The sequence below is a fragment of the Neobacillus sp. NPDC058068 genome (assembly GCF_042885335.1).
Classification (GTDB): domain Bacteria; phylum Bacillota; class Bacilli; order Bacillales; family Cytobacillaceae; genus Neobacillus.
Genome location: NZ_JBHVSI010000023.1, coordinates 47188 through 65788, shown reverse-complemented (window position 1 = coordinate 65788; position 18601 = coordinate 47188). Strand labels below are relative to the sequence as shown.

The 18601-nt window shown below is 38.8% G+C and carries 18 protein-coding genes; 9 read left to right on the top strand and 9 right to left on the bottom strand.

Annotated elements, in window-relative coordinates; all coding sequences use genetic code 11:
- Positions 1-40 precede the first annotated feature (40 nt).
- The 5 genes from ACFVSW_RS22955 to ACFVSW_RS22935 all read left to right on the top strand — a co-directional run bounded on the left by ACFVSW_RS22955 (position 41) and on the right by ACFVSW_RS22935 (position 5777).
- On the top strand, positions 41-946 hold the full coding sequence (locus ACFVSW_RS22955; protein ID WP_387318932.1) for an alpha/beta fold hydrolase: 906 nt from the start codon (positions 41-43) through the stop codon (positions 944-946).
- Between the two features lie 56 nt (positions 947-1002).
- Positions 1003-2628, top strand: a complete 1626-nt coding sequence (locus ACFVSW_RS22950; RefSeq protein ID WP_387318931.1) for a peptide ABC transporter substrate-binding protein — start codon at positions 1003-1005, stop codon at positions 2626-2628.
- 97 nt (positions 2629-2725) lie between these two features.
- Entirely contained in the window at positions 2726-3055 is a 330-nt protein-coding gene (locus ACFVSW_RS22945) for a DUF3899 domain-containing protein (RefSeq protein WP_387318930.1), read from the top strand.
- Positions 3056-3084: 29 nt separating this feature from the next.
- A complete protein-coding gene (locus tag ACFVSW_RS22940; RefSeq protein ID WP_387318929.1) occupies positions 3085-4395 on the top strand; it encodes an amidohydrolase in 1311 nt (436 codons plus the stop codon).
- Positions 4396-4469: 74 nt separating this feature from the next.
- Positions 4470-5777 (top strand): helix-turn-helix domain-containing protein, encoded by a 1308-nt coding sequence (locus tag ACFVSW_RS22935; RefSeq protein WP_387318928.1) that lies wholly within the window; start codon positions 4470-4472, stop codon positions 5775-5777.
- Between the two features lie 154 nt (positions 5778-5931).
- Here ACFVSW_RS22935 and ACFVSW_RS22930 read toward each other — a convergent pair whose 3' ends face one another.
- A complete protein-coding gene (locus tag ACFVSW_RS22930; protein ID WP_387318927.1) occupies positions 5932-6150 on the bottom strand; it encodes a DUF2922 domain-containing protein in 219 nt (72 codons plus the stop codon).
- 42 nt (positions 6151-6192) lie between these two features.
- On the bottom strand, positions 6193-6411 hold the full coding sequence (locus ACFVSW_RS22925) for a DUF1659 domain-containing protein (RefSeq protein WP_387318926.1): 219 nt from the start codon (positions 6409-6411) through the stop codon (positions 6193-6195).
- Between the two features lie 71 nt (positions 6412-6482).
- On the opposite strand from ACFVSW_RS22925, the gene ACFVSW_RS22920 reads away from it, so the two are divergent.
- Positions 6483-6698, top strand: a complete 216-nt coding sequence (locus tag ACFVSW_RS22920) for a hypothetical protein (RefSeq protein ID WP_387318925.1) — start codon at positions 6483-6485, stop codon at positions 6696-6698.
- A 917-nt stretch (positions 6699-7615) separates the two neighbouring features.
- On the opposite strand, the gene bcaP is transcribed toward ACFVSW_RS22920, so the two are convergent.
- A complete protein-coding gene (gene bcaP, locus ACFVSW_RS22915) occupies positions 7616-9007 on the bottom strand; it encodes a branched-chain amino acid transporter BcaP (protein ID WP_387318924.1) in 1392 nt (463 codons plus the stop codon).
- A gap of 771 nt (positions 9008-9778) precedes the next feature.
- Between bcaP and ACFVSW_RS22910 the strand changes: the two genes are divergently transcribed.
- On the top strand, positions 9779-10444 hold the full coding sequence (locus ACFVSW_RS22910) for a DNA-binding response regulator (RefSeq protein WP_387318923.1): 666 nt from the start codon (positions 9779-9781) through the stop codon (positions 10442-10444).
- Positions 10445-11078: 634 nt separating this feature from the next.
- Here ACFVSW_RS22910 and ACFVSW_RS22905 read toward each other — a convergent pair.
- From ACFVSW_RS22905 to ACFVSW_RS22885, 5 genes are all read right to left on the bottom strand, one after another.
- Entirely contained in the window at positions 11079-11276 is a 198-nt protein-coding gene (locus ACFVSW_RS22905) for a hypothetical protein (RefSeq protein ID WP_387318922.1), read from the bottom strand.
- 344 nt (positions 11277-11620) lie between these two features.
- The gene (locus tag ACFVSW_RS22900; protein WP_387318921.1) at positions 11621-12265 is read right to left on the bottom strand and encodes an amidohydrolase family protein; all 645 of its coding nucleotides are present in this window, start codon (positions 12263-12265) and stop codon (positions 11621-11623) included.
- A gap of 121 nt (positions 12266-12386) precedes the next feature.
- On the bottom strand, positions 12387-13784 hold the full coding sequence (locus ACFVSW_RS22895) for an amino acid permease (protein WP_387318920.1): 1398 nt from the start codon (positions 13782-13784) through the stop codon (positions 12387-12389).
- Positions 13781-14386: a YitT family protein gene (locus ACFVSW_RS22890; RefSeq protein ID WP_387318919.1), complete on the bottom strand. Its 606-nt coding sequence runs from the start codon at positions 14384-14386 to the stop codon at positions 13781-13783. Before ACFVSW_RS22890 ends, ACFVSW_RS22895 begins: the two co-directional genes overlap by 4 nt.
- A complete protein-coding gene (locus tag ACFVSW_RS22885; RefSeq protein WP_387318918.1) occupies positions 14367-15509 on the bottom strand; it encodes an aminotransferase class V-fold PLP-dependent enzyme in 1143 nt (380 codons plus the stop codon). Before ACFVSW_RS22885 ends, ACFVSW_RS22890 begins: the two co-directional genes overlap by 20 nt.
- 52 nt (positions 15510-15561) lie before the next feature.
- Here ACFVSW_RS22885 and ACFVSW_RS22880 point away from each other — a divergent pair, with 52 nt between their 5' ends.
- Positions 15562-16212: a Crp/Fnr family transcriptional regulator gene (locus ACFVSW_RS22880; protein ID WP_387318917.1), complete on the top strand. Its 651-nt coding sequence runs from the start codon at positions 15562-15564 to the stop codon at positions 16210-16212.
- Positions 16213-16579: 367 nt separating this feature from the next.
- Here ACFVSW_RS22880 and ACFVSW_RS22875 read toward each other — a convergent pair whose 3' ends face one another.
- Entirely contained in the window at positions 16580-16753 is a 174-nt protein-coding gene (locus ACFVSW_RS22875) for a hypothetical protein (protein ID WP_387318916.1), read from the bottom strand.
- A 208-nt stretch (positions 16754-16961) separates the two neighbouring features.
- On the opposite strand from ACFVSW_RS22875, the gene ACFVSW_RS22870 reads away from it, so the two are divergent.
- Positions 16962-18476 carry an RNA-guided endonuclease InsQ/TnpB family protein gene (locus tag ACFVSW_RS22870; RefSeq protein ID WP_387318915.1) on the top strand — a complete coding sequence of 505 codons (1515 nt, stop codon included), beginning with the start codon at positions 16962-16964 and terminating at the stop codon, positions 18474-18476.
- The last annotated feature ends 125 nt before the right edge of the window (positions 18477-18601 follow it).

Sequence of the window (18601 nt, the reverse complement as noted above, 5' to 3'; positions counted from 1 at the left end):
ACAGGCTGTAATCATATTAACTTAAAGGAGATCGATAGAGATGTACGCAAAAGTTAACGGTACCAGACTTTATTTTGACATAGAAGGTGCGGGCTATGTTCCTGATGGACCCATGATGCGTCAGAAACCAGTTTGTTTCATCCTTCATGGCGGGCCGGGGGGAGATCATACAGGATTTAAACCAGCTTTAAGTCCTTTGTCAGAACATATGCAGCTCGTGTATATTGACCACCGCGGCTGCGGTTTATCAGAAAGGGGACCGCAATCGACTTATACACTTGAAAACAATATAGAAGATATTGAAGCATTACGACAGTACTTAGGTTTTGATAAAATTATCATTTTCGGTCAGTCGTACGGCGGAATGGTTGCTCAAGCCTATGCGAGTAAATATAAAGAGAATCTTCAAGCCTTACTTCTGGGTGTTACTTCACCAGCCCATCGATTTGTTGAAAAAGCAAAGGATATCGTAAATGAAAAGGGAACAGAGGAACAAAAACAGATGGTTGAGATTCTGTTTGAAGGAACGTTTGAATCAGAGGAACAACACCAGAGATACTATGAAGTAATGGCGCCATTATATTCATATAGCTATGACGAAAATAATGTAGAACAAAGGAAAGCAAGGGAACAGGCCGGTTCTCGTGCAAAACGTTCCTATCAGGCTTTAAATGAGGGGTTTGGGAGGTTTTTAAGAGAGTTTGACGTCATTGACCAGCTTCCAAAGATTGACGTACCAACCCTTATTATCGGAGGACGCCATGACTGGATTACTCCCGTGGAAGCGTCTATGCTGATTCATGAAAAACTTCCAGATAGTGAATTAGTGATTTTTGAGAATAGCAGCCACCAAGTGGCTAAAGACGAGTATGATTTGTTCATATCAACCTTGGTAGATTTTGTGAATAGAAGAGTGATAGAGTCGAAGCTGTCTAACGTTTACTAGTCCAAGATTATAAAAAATTTTCAAAAAATATGAAGTTTAGAGAGGGGATTGTTTTCATGCGGAAATGGTTTTTAAATGCAATGACGTTTATCCTTATTAGTGTACTTCTATTAGCAGGATGTGCAAGTGACAGTAATAAACCAGCTCAAGGTGACGCAAAAAGTGTAAAACAAGAAATTACGATGAATGCGCTAAGTGAACCACCGGCGATTGATCCGGCACTTGCAACAGATACGACTTCCGGCTGGATTTTAGATCATTTATTTGAAGGACTGTACACAAAAGATAAAAATGGTGATGTAGTATTAGGGACTGCAAAAGATGTAAAAGTTTCAGATGATAAAACGAAATATACGATTACCATTCGTGATGATGCGAAGTGGTCGAATGGAGATCCTGTGAAAGCTGAGGATTATGCTTATGCCTGGAATCGGGTGTTAAATCCCGAGACAGGAAGTGCCTTCGCCTTCCACCTTTACTATATTAAAGGTGCGGAAGAATATAACAAAGGGACAGGTAAGCTTGAGAATGTTGGGATTCGAGTGATTGATGAAAAGACACTTGAAGTGGAGTTAAAGGCACCACTTGGTTTCTTTGATAAATTATTAGCGTTTTGGACCTACTATCCTGTCAATAAATCCGTCGTTGAAGGGAATAAAAATTGGGCAGCTGAAGCGAATACATTAGTCAGCAACGGTGCATATACAATGACCGAATGGAAACATAATAGCAACCTTATCATTGAAAAAAATAAAAACTATTGGAATAAAAAAGATGTTTCAATGGAAAAAGTGACATGGAAGATGGTTGTTGATGCCACCACCTATTACCAAATGTATAAAACAGAAGAGTTAGATTTAATTCAAACATTGCCAACTGATGCAATCGAACAAGAAAAACAAAATAAGGAATTTAAAAATGTGCCTTATTTTGGAACATATATGTATATGTTTAACGTTAAGAAAGAACCATTCACAAATGAAAAGGTTCGCCGTGCGTTTGCACTTGCCATTGACCGTGAAGCCCTTACGAAAAATATTTCAAAAGGCGGAGAAAAACCAGCTTATTCGTTTGTTCCATCTGGAGTAAAAGAACCTTCCGGAAAAGATTATCGGGAAGTAAAACCAGGTTACTTCAAGTATGACCCTGCAGAAGGGAAAAAATTGCTGGAAGAAGCAATGAAAGAGGAAGGCTGGAGTAAACTTCCTGAAGTGACATTAATGTATAATACAGCGGAAACGCATAAAAAAATGGCTGAAGCTGTACAACAAATGTTGAATAAGAACTTAAATATTAACGTACAAATTGCCAATCAAGAATGGAAGACGTATTTAGAGACAACAAACCAACATAATTTCCAAATGGCTCGAATGGGTTGGGTTGGGGTTTACGAAGATCCGATTCCAGTGTTAGATTATTATTTAGGTGACAGCCCGAATAACCGTACCCAATGGGTAAACGAGGAATACGATTCACTTTTAAAACAAGCAAAAGTTGAACAGGATGATGCAAAACGTTTTGAATTAATGCATAAAGCCGAAGACGTATTAATGAAAGATCTCCCGTTCATACCGATTTATCACTATTCAAATAACTATTTAACTTCAAGCAAATATAAAGATATTGTATATCCTGTAAACAGATTTCCTTATGTCCGCTGGGCAACTAAAACATCTAATTAATTCCAAGAGGAAAGACTTATGCTTTTTATAGTCTTTCCTCTTTTTTCAACAAGGGAGGAAAATCGTTATCGTTCGTTATTATTTTGTTTTTATTTTTATGACGATTATTGGTTGGTCAATCTATACAAGGGTAACGGGGGCAGACACATTAATAGCCGTGAATCAGTCATTTTTAATCGGTTTACTATTTATTATGATTGCAGCAAGTGTGGTTATCTATCAAACTGGTTTTCTAAATTTACTTATAAAAGGTTTTCAAGATTTAAGACATATGATTATGCCAAAAACCAGATCTTTAATTAGAGCTGATAAACAAATAGAAAAAGAAAAGGAATTAAAAGGGGATTCGGCTTTCACTCCTTTTTTAAAAATGCTTGTCATTTCTATCGGTATAGGATCCATTATTTATTCAATTGTACTGCTATAAATAGATTAGGTAAGAAAGGAGCCCCGATAATGGATACAACCATTAACACGTTTTTAGAAGAAATACATCCAACGCTGATGAAGTGGAGAAGAACATTACATAAATATCCAGAATTAGGTTGGACGGAGTATATAACAACTTATAGAATTGGAAAGGAACTGGAGCAGCTTGGTTTTTCACTGTTTGTTGGGAGAAACGCACTTCACTCTGCAGGTAGAATGGGAGTACCTAAAGCAGAGGTGCTGCAGGCTGAAGAGGAACGGGCACGTACAGCTGGAGTACCGGAAAATTGGCTTGACCAAATGCAGGGAGGGCATACAGGTCTTGTTGCCCAATGGGATACTGGAAAGAGCGGGCACCATATTGCCCTGCGATTTGATATTGATGCTCTTCCGATAGTAGAATCATCCAATTGTACTCATATTCCTGTTAAGCAAGGTTTTCACTCAACATACGAAGGAAACATGCACGCTTGTGGTCATGATGGTCATGCAGCAATCGGGCTAGGCGTAGCATCGTTTATTGCTCGTTTTTCCTCAAAACTCGCTGGTCGGTTTACACTGATGTTCCAACCTGCCGAGGAAGGAAGCCGCGGTGCAAGGGCAATGGTTGAAAAAGGATGGCTTGATGATGTTGATTACTTCTTTAGTGGACATATTGGTATACATTCGTTAGAAATTGGTGATGTGGCAGCAACTACTGATAAGTTTTTTGCAACGACGAAAATGAACGTTACCTTTACAGGAGCATCATCGCATGCCGGTGTTAGTCCGCACATGGGAAAAAATGCTGTATTAGCTGCTGCCACGGCAACCGTTCAATTGCATTCCATCTCCCGTCATGGCGAGGGAGATACACGTATTAATGTAGGAAAAATTGAAGCTGGAAATGGGCGAAATATTATTGGTGATTTCGGCAGGATTGAATTCGAAACAAGGGGTGAGACAACTGCTTTAAATGAATATATGGTAAATGAAGCTGAGCGGATTATACAAGCTATCGCTTTAATGTATGACGTAAACACTCATATTGAGATTGTTGGTGAGGGACTTGGTGCAACATGCGATTCAGAAAGTGTCAACCTTGTTAACCTGGCATGCCAAACGAGTAATACGATTAAACAAATTTATCCTGTGCTGCCGCTCGGGGGCTCTGAGGATGTAACGTATATGATTAATCATGTTCAAAACCGTGGTGGTATAGCAACCTATTTATTATTTGGAACACCTTTAGCTGAAAATCATCATCACCCGGAATTTGATTTTAACGAAAAGGCCTTGCCGATTGCAGTCGAAACCTATACACGGATGTTGTTAACTGTATTGAAGGATCCTAAATAAATGATAAGATTAATAAAATTACACTATTTAAAAGAAGTATTATCAACAAATGATGCATGAAATAGGTGAGAAAATTGAAAACACGTGTAGGCGTTATTGGCCCGAGGGATGCGGTTAATCTAATTTTAACAGCTGCAGCGGATTTTCACCAATTAGAAATGACCCCTTTTCCGTACAAAACAATTGAACAAACGGCCATCATTATTAAAGAAAATAGACATTTCGTTGACCAATGGTTTTTTTCTGGACAAGCACCATATCATTTTGCTCTTGAAAGCGGTTTAACCTCTAGCCGCAATAGTAGTTTTGTTACGTTACATGGATCTAGATTATTAGGAGCGTTTTTAGAGGCGCAGGTACATGAAGGGCGAATTTTGAAGCACTTGAGTTTGGATACCATTCAAGAGGAAGAAGTTTCAGCGGTTCAAAAGTCGTTTAATATTGAATCACTTAATGTTAATACGTTTTCATATACAGGTTATATACCGGTCGAGGAAATTTTGGAATTTCATATTTCATTATATGAGAGTGGAAAAACTGAAGCTAGTATTACTTGTGTTCAGTCCGTTTATGACCAACTTAGGGAACGAGGTATCCCGTGTTATCGAGTCATGGCGACCATACCTGATATACAGGGGGAGCTCCGATATATACATGAAAGAGGTCAATCAGCCTGGTATCGTAAATCACAGCTTGCGATTTTGGGTATTGAAGTATTCTATTCTTCCAATATTATCGAAACACAAAATTTTTCCTATGAATCTCAGCATCGAGAGCTTGAATTAAAGCGAATTTTACTGAAATACGTAGAATTGGTATCCGGCTCATTGATGGAGATAGGAAATGGTGTTTTTTTCATTTACACAACAAGAGGTGAGATTGAACTTCATTTAAATTATGAATTGTTATTTGAATTGATAGAAAAAGTTAAGGTTGAAAGTAAGCTTAATATTCGAATGGGTATTGGTTATGGATTTACCGCTTTTGATGCAGAGCACCACGTTCGTCTCGCTTTTCGTCATGCAAGTAATTATGAAGAGTCAGTTATTGTTTCAGTGAATGAGGAAAAAGAGGTTACAGAATGTATTCTACCCGGGCATGTCATTTCATTTCAGCAACGGAAATGGGGAGACGATTGGAAACTTAAGTTTAAGGAAGCAAATTTAAGTGTTACCATTGTTTCAAAAATTGATTCATTATCAAAGTACTATGGTAAAACGATTGTTACTGCGCAGGAATTATCACAATGGCTGAAAAGGACTGAACGCAATGCACGGCGGATTCTTACAGAGCTAGAATACCTTGGTCTTGTTAAAGTAACTGGTGAGGAACAATTAGAAGGACGAGGACGCCCAAGAAAACTGTATAAACTTTTATTTTAGAGAAGCCAGGGGGCGAATTCCTGGGGATGGTTCTCTTAGGGGACAATCGGAAGTTTTGCGCGTAAAAAGGCACAACTTGTGTAACCAGCTAGTTAGTATATTTAATGTGTTGTGAAGAAAGGCCGGCTTCGTTGCGAATCCGGCCTCTACATTATTAAACAAGTTCGTAATCAGTCACATTACGATCGATGACTCGCGCTCCTTTTACTGCTGCTAACTTCCCGCTGGCTGTTGTGAAAACTCCCGATGCAATAATCTGTTCCATCGATTGTTTCACGAGAACTTCATTAATCGGTTCTTTTGGATTATCTACCGAAATGCTTGCCGTCTTTCCAAACTCCGTATCAAATTGTAATACCAATGTTTTTGCCATTTCCTTCACCTCCGATCATCAAAATTTCACCAAGCCAAACAGTTAAGCTAAAATCTCAGTACTGTCATTGCGTTCCACTTTGTTTAGCGTGTCTTTGCACAAAAAAGAGATTGCCTGTGCAGCTTGAAACAACTGATCTGCCGTTGCCTCTTTTTTCACATTGCTAAACGTTTTAGCCTTGTAAAGCGGCTTTCCTTCGTCATCAATCCCCGCTTCAAACACCAAGCGAAGCTTCGTTCCTAGTAATAATTCCATTGCCATTGTCGCCACCTCCTTTCACCTTCTATTTATAGTTTTAGAGGGAAAAAGGATAGGCTGGGGGGAAATATATTTTGAGCCAGGGGACAGGCACCTTGTCCCAGTTCAGTACTAGGGAATCATTAGCCGATCGCCTTATGGAGTATTGGCAAGGCTCAATACTAAATATGCAGGACTCCTATGATCCGATGGTAGCTTCCGTATCAAGTATTGTCATCTTCATATCTGTCATATTTATTGTGATATTTGAAAAAATCTATGGAGTCGGGAAGCTGTTTGGCGGGTCATAGGCCCAAAAAGTATGAAACCAGAAATAACCTAGGAAAATTCCCTATGTTATTTCTGGTTTTTTAATACATTGAAAAATTCGGGGTCAAACCCCCACCCACTCCAAGAAGGTAACTTAAAAAGGAACTGAGGAGGAATTCTGCCCGAAACATAAGCAGCTCCTTTAATAAGATAAGAACACCATTAGTGAGATATCGTCTTTTTTGCGCAGAATTAAGTTTACTAGAGGGGAAGACATAGCAAATAATCACCATTCTGATTCCGGCCAAAATCTAGTTCAGACGCTAACCATGGTTCCTTTTTAAAAGGTCATTTTTAGATACAGCCTTCGACACTTTTTTTAGGCATTTTGATGGGGAAGCTTAGGAGTGAAGCGTGCTAAGTCCATTTTTAATCAAACGTTTATTTAACTGACAAAATTTTCAGCTGCGGAATGGGTTGAACCCCTTAGTGGCGGGATTCCTAATCGAGTTAATCAAACGTTTATTTAGTTTATGTGAAGGGGTTTTTTGAAGAGAATTGTCAGTTTCAGTGTGGGGTAACTGATAATACTGAGATGACCACAGATATTAAGCCAGCATTCGTGTCCCGCAATTACCAGAATCAATACCATACCGCCCAGGGATACCTGTTCAGTATTATTGGTGGAGGATCTAGAAAAAATGGGCTTTGGTTCTGCGTTAGTTGATTATTCTACATAAATTAAATGAATTAGGTTGCTCAGTCTACAATAAAAAAGAAGGCGTCGTCACCAATAGAAAAAGAAGCAGCCCCCTCCGCCACAGCCAATGGATAAGGTGGTTACTTCTCTTTAAATAATCAATACATTCACGGCTAGCCGCTCTTCATGCGGCATGTATTCCGGTGCCTGTCGAATTCGTCGACATTATTCGGGGAGTGACAGCACTGTTCTTGTTCCCTATTCTTTATTCATTAAGCTATGCTTTCTACCGTAAGTAAAATAGATGAATAGTCCCAATACAAACCAAATACTGCATGCAATCCATGTATGAGCAGAGAGTTGAGAGATTAAAAATAAACATAATAGGAATGAACAAATCGGTAAAATCGGAAAGAACGGTACTTTAAACCCACCGGATGGTATACTTTTATTTTTTCTTAAGAAGATCACTCCGATGGACACGATTGTAAATGCAAGTAATGTTCCCATGTTCACTAATTCTACGAGTTTAGACAAGGGAATGAAGCCAGCGCAAAAAGCGATAAGTGATGCAAAGAGCCACGTATTTTTAACAGGCGTTTTATATTTTTTATTAAGCTCATACATACTTTTCGGAAGTAATCCATCACGTCCAAGTGCGTAAAGAAGCCTTGTTCCTCCATATAGCATCACAAGGATCACGGTCATCATCCCGATAACTGCTCCAAGTGAAATGACGCCAGCCATCCAATCTTGGTGAACGAGCTGCAGGGCAAAGCTAACCGGGTCACTTACGTTTAGCTGTGTATAGGAAACCATTCCTGTTAATATAAGTGAAATCACGACATAAAGTAATGTACAAATTAATAATGAACCAATAATTCCAATGGGCAAATTGCGTTTGGGATTTTTAACCTCTTCAGCGGCGGATGAAACAGCATCAAACCCAAGAAAGGCAAAGAAAACAAGGGCTGATCCGCTCAAAATTCCTTTTATTCCGAAAGGCATAAATGGCTGCCAATTAGAAGGCTTCACATAAAAGATACCTACTACAATAAAGAAAAGAATAATCCCGACTTTAATCAATACCATGATCTTATTCAGCTTTGCAGATTCACTAATGCCGCGTGTTAGCATGAAAGCAGTGGCAAGTACGATTGCAATAGCCGGTATGTTCATATACGTTCCGTCTGCGGGATTAAATGGGCCCGAGAATGCTTTTGGAATATTGAGATGAAAACCTTCTAATAAAGAGGATAAATAGGAAGACCAACCGGTTGAAACGGCAGCAACGGCCAAACCATATTCCAATACCAGAGCCCAACCCACAAACCAAGCGACTAACTCTCCAAAGACAATATATCCATACGTATAGGCACTACCTGTTACTGGTACGGAAGAAGCAAATTCTGCATAACACATACCAGCCAACGCACAGACAATCGCAGCGATAATAAAGGAAAACACAATAGCAGGTCCAGCATGCGTTGCAGCCACTGTTCCAGGGAGAATGAAGATACCTGTTCCAACAATGGCGCCGACACCTAGCAGGATTAAATCAAATGCACCTAATGATTTCTGGAGCTGGATATCTCCGGTTTTTTTCAGTAAGCCGTCGAGATTTTTTCTTCTGAATGCTATATTTTTCATATCCAACCCTCACTTTTTTAAAATATGTAAAAATTCTAACTGTTTATTAAGTGAAGGTCAATCATTTTTGTCGAATTACCAATATTATTGTCGAAATACAAAAATTTTTGTCGAAAAATAAGAATTTTATTAAAATACCTGAAAAGTGGAGGGTTGATAAGGGAAGAGACCATGGAGACGAATCAGGTTGCTTTTGTTCCAACGATAATTTCACCACTTCCTCATCAATCGCTCTTTCGGGAACCAAAACCATATTAATCCCTAATATAAAATATTTCATTTGGTTAAGGATTAATCTTTAATCCCACTGAGCCTATCATCAAATACTATCGATGAGGGACAAAGCATTGTTAATCAAACGTTTAATTGGTTTTGATGATAGAGAATTTTGTTGAGATTGGTCGCTTCCCTGGTCTGCTTTTTATAATGATTTTGATGGTTGAAGCCAAAAAAGCAGACATCCAAGTCGAAAAACAACAATTAGACGAAAGTTCTTACAAGCAATCCCGTTTTAGGGGGTGTTTTTTTTGATTGTGCTTGTGGGGTCAGCCCCCACTCAGCTAAAGTATACTGCGGCAAAGAGTGTAATCCAAACAGAGAGCTGACCTCTCTGTTTTTTGTTCTTCAATTTGTCATACTTTATGATCGAATTTAGTAGGATTATAGAGGTTGTTGTTGAATAATGTATTTAATTGAGAATAAAGTAGAAAATGATAGACCGGCTTTAGTATTTAACTGATTCTGTAAAAAATTGGTTAAGAGAGGTATGCTATGGGATTTGAAGAAGAATACCAGTCCTTTTTGAATGCTCACTTACAGGCAAGAACCGGTGAACGGTTGCGGCGCTTACAAGAAGGTCATAATCAGGCTGAAAGGTTGTTTTTGAAGCAAGTGTGGTGGCCTTTATTTCATCATTTTCGATATCTTCATCCAGAATATGAAGTCGATGATTTCAAGGATGGCAAAAGGTATTTGGATTTTGCCTATATTCGTCCCGCTATCCGGATTTGCCTTGAGGTCGACGGGTATGGCCCTCACCTAAAGAACATAAGCAGATGGCAATTTTCCGACAATCTGGAACGTCAAAACCAGTTGGTGATTGACGGATGGACCGTGATCCGCTTTTCTTATGACCAAGTTAAAGAGAAGCCTCGTCGATGTCAACAGATTGTTCAGCAAGTGATTGGTCAATGGCTGGGTGATGAACTGGACCAGACATCTCTGTCCTTAGTCGAAAAGGAAGTGCTGCGGCTAGCGATTCGAAAAGGAGAAGCCATAACCCCTAAAGAAGTTGAGAAGTATTTGAAGCTAAGTGACAAGACGGTAAAAAAAGTACTTTCTCAATTAGTCGATAAAAAAATGTTGATTCCCGCATCTGGGATTAAGAGTGTCCGCTCTTATCGGTTGGGGGATCAGGTTATGCACTCGATCAAATAAATAGACGGAAAAATTTCGCTTAATTAGTAATTAGCATTTAAAATATCTTAAATAGACGTAGGGATTCCGCCTAAATAGGGGATTTTTCTTTGCATAACCGGAAAACCTCCGCTTATATACCACGAAACGAGCTCTATTCTGTATTTAACCGAAAAATCTCCGCTTATTTTACTTTCGCTGGTTACTTAAACAGATTCCGGTGCCTGTCACGCCCCGAGATTTTTAGTAGAGTACCTGAAAATTCTGAAATGAACGCAGATATTAAGCCAGCATTCGATAATTTTTTTGTGGACTATTGAGAACAAACATTGATATCACTGGACATAGCGAGAATTTAATCAAACGTTTATTTAACTGACAAAAAATTTGGCTGATGAATAAATATAATCCTTAAATGGCGGCTTTCTTGGCATATTTAATCAAACGATTAATTGGTTTTGATGATAGAGAATTTTGTTGAGATTAGTCGCTTCCTTGGTTTGCTTTTTATCATGAGTTTGATGGCTGCAGCCAAAAAAGCAGACATCCAAATCGAAAAACACGCTTACTAAGCAATCCCGTTTTAGGGGTTGTTTTTTTGATTTGGTGTTACTTTCGTGAATATAACTTAACTATTTCATTCTATTAATCCTCGTTACGTTTTTTTTCTTTTATAACGTGATGGATTTGCAAAGAAAATTAACCCAATGGCTACAAAGAAACCTGTATTAAAGATAAAACCCTTAAATCCACTATACAAAACGGAGAGATCTCTTCCGTTAAGGAAATGAATGATTCCTAAAATGATAATTAATATCCAGCCGGTAATTTCAAGGATTATTCTAACTTTCAATTTTTAATCACCTTCCTTAATGCCACAAAATGGCCCGTTTGCAGAACAAAGTAATACTTTAAAAAGGAGCTCTTTTATCAAATTATCAATCTTTATTTTAAAATATCAGACTTTATTTTAAATCCACACGTAAGGGGTTTGCCCAATTAGCCCTTTTTTTAAATATGTGGTAGACGATATTTGGCCTTCGAATTAAAGTAATATTAACACTATTTTGAAAAATTGGAAAGGGATGATGAAGAACCAAGGTTATTAACGAACAGTACCCTTATAACCGGGATGTATAGCACGGATCCCAAATAAAAATCCCCCTCAACACTACTGTTAAGGGGAATAAAGGAACTTTATTTTTGTTTTAGGAAATCAATTTCTATTTCATTTTTTATTGGTTCACGTTTAAACAGATATTCACCATGACGAATGGATGCAAGTACTTCTGCACGCTCACGAATGGCTTCATATGCATCTTTTGCATCTAAAACGATAAAGTTTGCTGGTTTTCCTGCTTCGATGCCATACTCATCGTTAACTCTCATAATGTTTGCGCCGTTGTATGTAATCAGGTCGAACGCCATATTGATTTCATCAATATGTGTATAATGTGCTAAATGAATCCCATTGTCTAAAATGTTCATCATATTTCCATTCCCTAATGGATACCAGTAATCTGCTATCGAATCTTGGGCAAAAGCGACATTATTTCCATTATTCAATAACTCTTTTACTCGTGTTAAGCCACGACGTTTCGGATAAGTATCGCCACGTCCTTGTAAATGTGCGTTTTCGGTTGGGCAAGAAATAAAGTTAATTTGTGATTCTTTAAATAAGCCCAGCATTTTATTCGCATAACTGTTTTCTACTGAACCAAAGCTGGATGTATGGCTTGCTGTTGTGTATGTACCATAGTCTTTTTCCATTACAAGCGCATTTAACACTTCTAAAAATCGACTATTTGGGTCATCGTTCTCATCACAGTGAATATCAATCATGAGGTGTGAGAGGTCGGCTAATCAACTAATGATTAGCCTCCTACTCGATTTCTTTCCTTTTACAGCAAGGAAAGAAGGTGAGAATCCTAATATATACCAAAGTATTCTTCCCTATAACTATTTAGGATTTTAACTGATTGTCGATTTCTGCTGGCAATCCTTTTCGACGAAGGAAGAAAAAGATGCTTATGATAATGATAAAAGGTACTCCAACTATCCATGCGACTCGGAAGTCAGGTGAAAAGGCCATAGTAATCAGGATGGCGCTTAAAAGAATGATCCCAATCCACTGCAATAGCGGGAACAAGGGGGCTTTTACAGGCAGTGGTTCAGGGTGGTGTAAATGAACACTTTTTCTAAAGTTCAAATGGCTAACTAAAATGATAATCCATACGAGGATTCCCCCAAATAATGCTACCCCAAATAGATAGTTAAAAGCCATTGGACTAAAATAAGAAACAAGACTGGCAACTAAGACACCTCCGCTGGAAGCTAAGATTGCTTTCACAGGAGTCCCAGCTTTGTTCAAATTACCTAGAGATTTTGGTGCATAGTTCCCTCTTGAGAGCGAGAAAAGCATTCTGGAAGTGAGGTAAAGGTTGGTGTTCATGCTTGATAAAGCTGCCGTTAGGACGACAAAGTTCATGATTCCTGCTGCATAACGAATCCCGGAGTTTTCAAAAACCTTAACAAACGGACTTTGTTCCACTACAGTTGCACCGGCATGTGCCCAAGGGACGATAGCAAGGATAATCGCTAGTGACAAGATATAGAAAAGGAATAAACGAATAATCATCGTTCTCATTGCTTTTGGCACTGCTTTTTGTGGATCTTTTGATTCTCCTGCGGTAACGGCAATGATTTCTATTCCATAAAAGGAGAATATGGCCATGAGGACACCCATCCAAACTCCTTTAAACCCATGTGGGAGGAAACCTTGATTATCCGTATAATGTCCGAAACCAACGGATTCAGAATGTCCAATCCCAAACACGACGGAAATCCCGAAAATGATAAAGAGGATAATAGCAACCACTTTAATCATGGCAAACCAATATTCAATTGATCCAAAATTCCCTACAGAACGACTATTAACATAGAGAATAATGGCACCAAACCCAAGCGTCCAAAGCCAAACAGGAATCGAAGGGAACCAATATTGCATGTATATTCCTACTGCGACCGCTTCACTGCCAATCGCGATGACTTGAGCAGCCCAATACGTATAACGAACTAAGAATCCAACCCAAGAATTTAGATACATTTCCGCATATGTTCCAAAGGAGCCGGCTGTAGGATGAACAACCGCCATTTCTGATAAACTGAACATCATGATTACCGCAATACATGCCGTAATTATGTAACTAATAAGAACACCGGGACCGGCATATCCAATGGCAATCCCGCTTCCCATGAATAATCCGGTTCCGATTGCACCGCCAATGGCAATCATCGTAAGTTGACGGTCCGTTAGTGCGCGTTGCAGGCCCTCTTCTTGTTTTACTAAATGATCCTTCATAAACTTGCCCCCTCTTTTTTATATCGCCCGATAACAGTTATCGTTGAATCTACACTTTTTCCTGCAATCATAATGCTTATAAAAGTAAGAACTGCATGATCTAATCCATCTGTTAAAAAGGTTAATAGAAGTACACAGCCATTAATGACCATCATGGTTTTTCCGATGGTTATGAAAGGAAAATGCTTTGCAATCACAACACTGGCAATATCGAGTCCGCCAGTTGTTGCACCGGCTTGGATGACGATGCCAATCCCAATCCCTGAAAGTAATCCTCCTAAAATGCAACCAATAATAGGTGAAGGGAGAGTAGGGATTGTTGATAAAATGGCTAAGAAGAGAGAGAGTGCTCCCATTCCGATCAAACTAAAAAAGGCAAAAGAGGAACCGATGGAACGGTATCCGATTAAAAATAATGGAATGTTTAATATAAAATAGACAAGTCCTAAGGGGGAATGCAGGAAGTTGGCCACGATGACGGCAATTCCCCCTAATCCCGGTGCCGTTATGCCATTTGGTTTTTGAAAAACATAATAAGCAGCAGCCACAAGGAAGGTGCCCATTAGAATCACTGCTGTTTTTTTACTTTGTAATAAGAGCATGGGCAATCGCCTCAATGGTCTGGACAATTTCTTCTTCTGTGTTATAGAAATGCGGAGCAATTCTAAGGACATCATTACGGGCCGATACAATGATTCCTTGGGATTTCAAGTGGCCTTCCAAATAGACCGCATTTTTTACCCGAATAGCGGTAGTACTTCCTTTTTGTGCAATGTCTATAGGACTAGCAATTTCTAGTCGGTGTTTTTGAGCGGTTTCTAGACAGAGCTTGGACAAATGCTCTAAATAAGTTTCAATTCGTTTGACGCCTATGTCATTTAAAAGGGCTATGCCTGCATGGGAAGCGTACGCATTGATCATGGGTGGTGTACCTGTATCAAATCTTCCGGTGCCATCCGCATAATCTAAAACTTGATTTGTAAAAGCAAATGGATTTTTCCGGCTAAACCATCCTGTTGTCAATGGTTCTAATTGATTTGCGAGTTCTTTTTTCACATACATAAAGGCTATTCCGGGAACTCCCAGTAAAAACTTCTGGGCCCCTGCCACAAGCACGTCCACATTGCTATCTTTGACATCGATCGAGACACTTCCGGCGGACTGGTAGGCATCGACAAATACGTAAGATCCTTTACTGTGGGCGAGGGAAGAAAGCGATTTCAAATTTTGCTTAAAGCCGTTATAATAGGACACATGTGGGATGGACGTAACAAGTGTTTGGCTGTCAATCGCTTTTTCGTAGGATTCAAATAGAATCGTCTGGTCCTCTTCCGCCGGTAAAAAGGTTACTTGTGCATTTCTTCTTTCATGGGAAAGCCAAACATGCCCAATACATGGAAAGTCAATGTCTGGGGTGACGACTTTATTTCGTTCTGCTGTAAAGGAAAGTGCACCGGCAAAGGCAGAAGCGGCGTCAGACACACTAGATAAGACAGCGATTTCATCGGGTTCGGCATTGATTAACGCTGCAAACTCATTTTTAGCATCTTGAACCCGCTCCATCCAGCCCATCCAATCCATGCCATATTCCGTCCAGCTTTCGAGATAATGATTTATGGCGTCTTTCACCGGCAAACTGATCGCGCTTTGTGAACAACTAGATAAATGGATAGTTTTCGTGAGTGTTGGAAAAAGTTTCCGTTGTTCTTTAAAAGGATAATTCATTACTATTCTTCCTTTCTATATAAATATCAATTTGGTTAAAGGAGGCGCGCACATGAATTTGTGGGTGGAGAAAGGGATTTGGGAACCTGATATCTTTAAGCAAAAAGGGACGAAAAAGTCTTACCCAAAGGGTACCTGCCTATTTATGGAACACCAGCCCATATCGGATGTTTATTTCATTCTTGCAGGACGAATAAGAGCCTACCTACTGTCTCCCACCGGTGAAGAACGGCATTTGTTTGTTGTCGGATCGAAATCTATCATTGGTGAATGCAATGTTTGGTCTGTAGAATCCTATACATATAGTGCTGCTGCCTCAACTGATATAGAAGTAATTAGGATTCCCCGAACATTATTCCAGGAAACGGTAAGAGAAACTCCCGGCCTTTTTGAACGTGCATTGCAATCCATGAGCCAAAAACAAAATGCCCTGCTGGTCCAAACTCAATTAATGAGCTTTTCCAAAATAGAAGAACGTGTCATGTTTGTTCTAGTGCAACTGGCAGAAACATTTGGACTAAGTTCCGGAGATTGTATTTTCATTACAATCCCATTTACCCATCAAGAGCTTTCTCAGGTTGTTGGCGCCTCAAGAGTAAGTGTCTCTAACGTCATGCTCTCCCTACAAGAAAGGGGAATTGTCAGTAAAGTAAATAAACAATACTTAATTCATTCAATGGACGCTCTCAAACTATTAACCTAGGATAATTTTAATATGTAAAACAATTAAATCCTGTAAAGTGTTTTACAAAAATTCATAATTTGTGGAATATTTTGCATCTCTGCATTCCAGTGGTGTCATTGCCCGAAATTTGTCGAAGAGAAGTGTTGAAGAGCACTTCTCTTTTTCCACTGCATGTGAATCCTGGTGCCTAGTCACCAACCGATATATGCCGAGAATTGCAGAAAAATAGTTACGGGTAAACTGGAAAATAGACGTGAAAATCCTAATTTTAGACGAGTAATCATTCTACATGACTAGTAAGGGGGAGAATTCTTCAAGAAGGATCAAACGTTTGATTGATGTTGAAAGTGCGGGGAATTACTAGAATCATGTAAATTTTAAAAGACTATGGGGAAAATATAGTGTTAATGTTTGAAAGCTTAGTTCCTCGTTCTTGTACTAATGGGGCAGGTTCTAATTTATGTAATATTCGGTTAATACGTCTGGTTGTTATACCAATTAAGGATGCGATTTTTGAAAAGCTTTTTATCTCTAGTTCTGTAAATAATTTTTTACTCATATTCTTGTTCTCCTGTCCCGTTTCATTCAATTGCACAAAAAGACCCTGTAGAGTAATTTTTTATTATCAGAAAGCAGCGTAAAACCCCTAACTTTAGATATGGGGATATAAGCTGTTTTTTTATTTTTTGAAGAGGACAAATACTTTGAATTATATCAACCTATTTGATATAATAAGAACATAAGTTCGTTAAGAGGGGGTGAAAGGAATGTATAGCGCCTATAAAATACAAATCCATTCCGATCATGAACTATTTGAATATTTTGATTCTCTCTGCTTCAAAGCGAAAAATTTGTATAACATTACAAATTACTACGTTCGACAGGTATATACAGCTCTGAAGGCAGAAAAGAAAAATGAAAATCAATTACAAGTACTGATGGATATCGAAACCAATTTACCGATAATGAATGAAATTCGGCAGAAACACTATGAAAAGGAAATGAAAAAACCTAAGAAAGTAGATAAAAAGGGCAAAGAAATGGAACCGAAGCTAAAACTCTTTAAAATGCCAACCATAGATCAATCATTCATTGGGTATAGTTTTGTAGAGGCCTTGTTTAAAGTCATGAAGCAGATTGATTACACTTCCATGCCCTCTCAGTCTAATCAGCAAACGATGAGAAAAGTATTTGATGATTGGAAAAGTTTCTTCGAAGCTTCAAAAAAATACAAACTCAATCCAAGCTGCTTTTCGGGTAAACCAAAGATTCCAAAATATAAAGCAAAATCGGGCAGAACAACCTGTTATTTAACGAATCAAATTACAGAAATCAAAGAAGGAAATGTTCTTAAATTACCGGGAACTAGCCTTCAACTGAAATTAGGAAAGGTAGCCCGTTCGGAAGGGAAGCTGCAACAGGTCCGAATCGTCCCTTCCTATGGTCAATATGTTGTGGAAGTCGTTTTCAAAGCTGAACAGCAAGAAAAGGCGATTGTAAGAACAGCAGAACAAAACAATCATTTTATTTTCGCGCCGAAAAAAGTAATGGGTATTGATTTAGGAGTAGATAACCTGGCAACTATTGTCGATAACACGGGGCTTAAACCTCTGCTTATCAAGGGCACATGGTTAAAATCCATCAATCAATACTACAATAAATTACGAGCCAATTATATGGGAATCATTCGAAACGGAAAGAGTCCAAAAGAAGGCGTATTTACGACCGATCGTTTGGTTGCATTGGACCGAAAAAGAAACAATCGAGTGATGGATTTTTTACACAAGGCAAGTGTTAAAGTGGTTATTATTGCCATAGAAAAAGACATCGACACCATCATTATTGGTAAAAATTCGGGGTGGAAATTAGACGTTAACATGAGAAAATCAACAAAACAAACCTTCATCCAAATCCCCTACACAACATTTATTGACATGATTCGCTACAAAGCCGAGCGCAAAGGAATTCAGGTCATTATCCGCGAAGAAAGCTACACATCCAAGTCTTGTTTTTTAACAAAGGACCCGTTTCCGACATTTGGTGAAGTACACCAAATAACTTTTAGCGGACAACGAGTGAAAAGAGCCTTTTACAAAATCGCAGGGTCTAATATTCAAATACACGCAGACGTAAATGGGGCTTTCAATATTGTTCGGAAACATGTTAGTGGTGCCTTTGAAGGTCTTGATAGAAAACAATTTCTTCAATCTCCTAAGAAAATCATCATCCTGAAAAGTAAGAAAAAAGCAAAGCGGAAGAAAAAAGCAAAGCTGAAGGCTTAGGCCTGATGTATTAGCGGGACCTGTGGTAGCCCACGAAAAGACAATGCGGCTTTTTAGCCTATTCTTTCGAAACCCCTAGCTTTAGCTATGGGGATACTCATAGTGTCTACTCTACAGGGTACAGT

Bases quoted from the DNA above. Each gene is read 5' to 3' on its own strand.
- ACFVSW_RS22945 (WP_387318930.1), top strand. From the start codon at position 2,726: ATGACGATTATTGGTTGGTCAATCTATACAAGGGTAACGGGGGCAGAC.
- ACFVSW_RS22955 (WP_387318932.1), top strand. From the start codon at position 41: ATGTACGCAAAAGTTAACGGTACCAGACTTTATTTTGACATAGAAGGT.
- ACFVSW_RS22890 (WP_387318919.1), bottom strand. From the start codon at position 14,386: ATGCTCTTATTACAAAGTAAAAAAACAGCAGTGATTCTAATGGGCACC.
- ACFVSW_RS22930 (WP_387318927.1), bottom strand. From the start codon at position 6,150: ATGGCAAAAACATTGGTATTACAATTTGATACGGAGTTTGGAAAGACG.
- ACFVSW_RS22875 (WP_387318916.1), bottom strand. From the start codon at position 16,753: ATGAGTAAAAAATTATTTACAGAACTAGAGATAAAAAGCTTTTCAAAA.
- ACFVSW_RS22900 (WP_387318921.1), bottom strand. From the start codon at position 12,265: ATGATTGATATTCACTGTGATGAGAACGATGACCCAAATAGTCGATTT.
- ACFVSW_RS22880 (WP_387318917.1), top strand. From the start codon at position 15,562: ATGAATTTGTGGGTGGAGAAAGGGATTTGGGAACCTGATATCTTTAAG.
- ACFVSW_RS22885 (WP_387318918.1), bottom strand. From the start codon at position 15,509: ATGAATTATCCTTTTAAAGAACAACGGAAACTTTTTCCAACACTCACG.
- ACFVSW_RS22940 (WP_387318929.1), top strand. From the start codon at position 3,085: ATGGATACAACCATTAACACGTTTTTAGAAGAAATACATCCAACGCTG.
- ACFVSW_RS22870 (WP_387318915.1), top strand. From the start codon at position 16,962: ATGTATAGCGCCTATAAAATACAAATCCATTCCGATCATGAACTATTT.
- bcaP (WP_387318924.1), bottom strand. From the start codon at position 9,007: ATGAAAAATATAGCATTCAGAAGAAAAAATCTCGACGGCTTACTGAAA.
- ACFVSW_RS22950 (WP_387318931.1), top strand. From the start codon at position 1,003: ATGCGGAAATGGTTTTTAAATGCAATGACGTTTATCCTTATTAGTGTA.
- ACFVSW_RS22925 (WP_387318926.1), bottom strand. From the start codon at position 6,411: ATGGCAATGGAATTATTACTAGGAACGAAGCTTCGCTTGGTGTTTGAA.
- ACFVSW_RS22910 (WP_387318923.1), top strand. From the start codon at position 9,779: ATGGGATTTGAAGAAGAATACCAGTCCTTTTTGAATGCTCACTTACAG.
- ACFVSW_RS22895 (WP_387318920.1), bottom strand. From the start codon at position 13,784: ATGAAGGATCATTTAGTAAAACAAGAAGAGGGCCTGCAACGCGCACTA.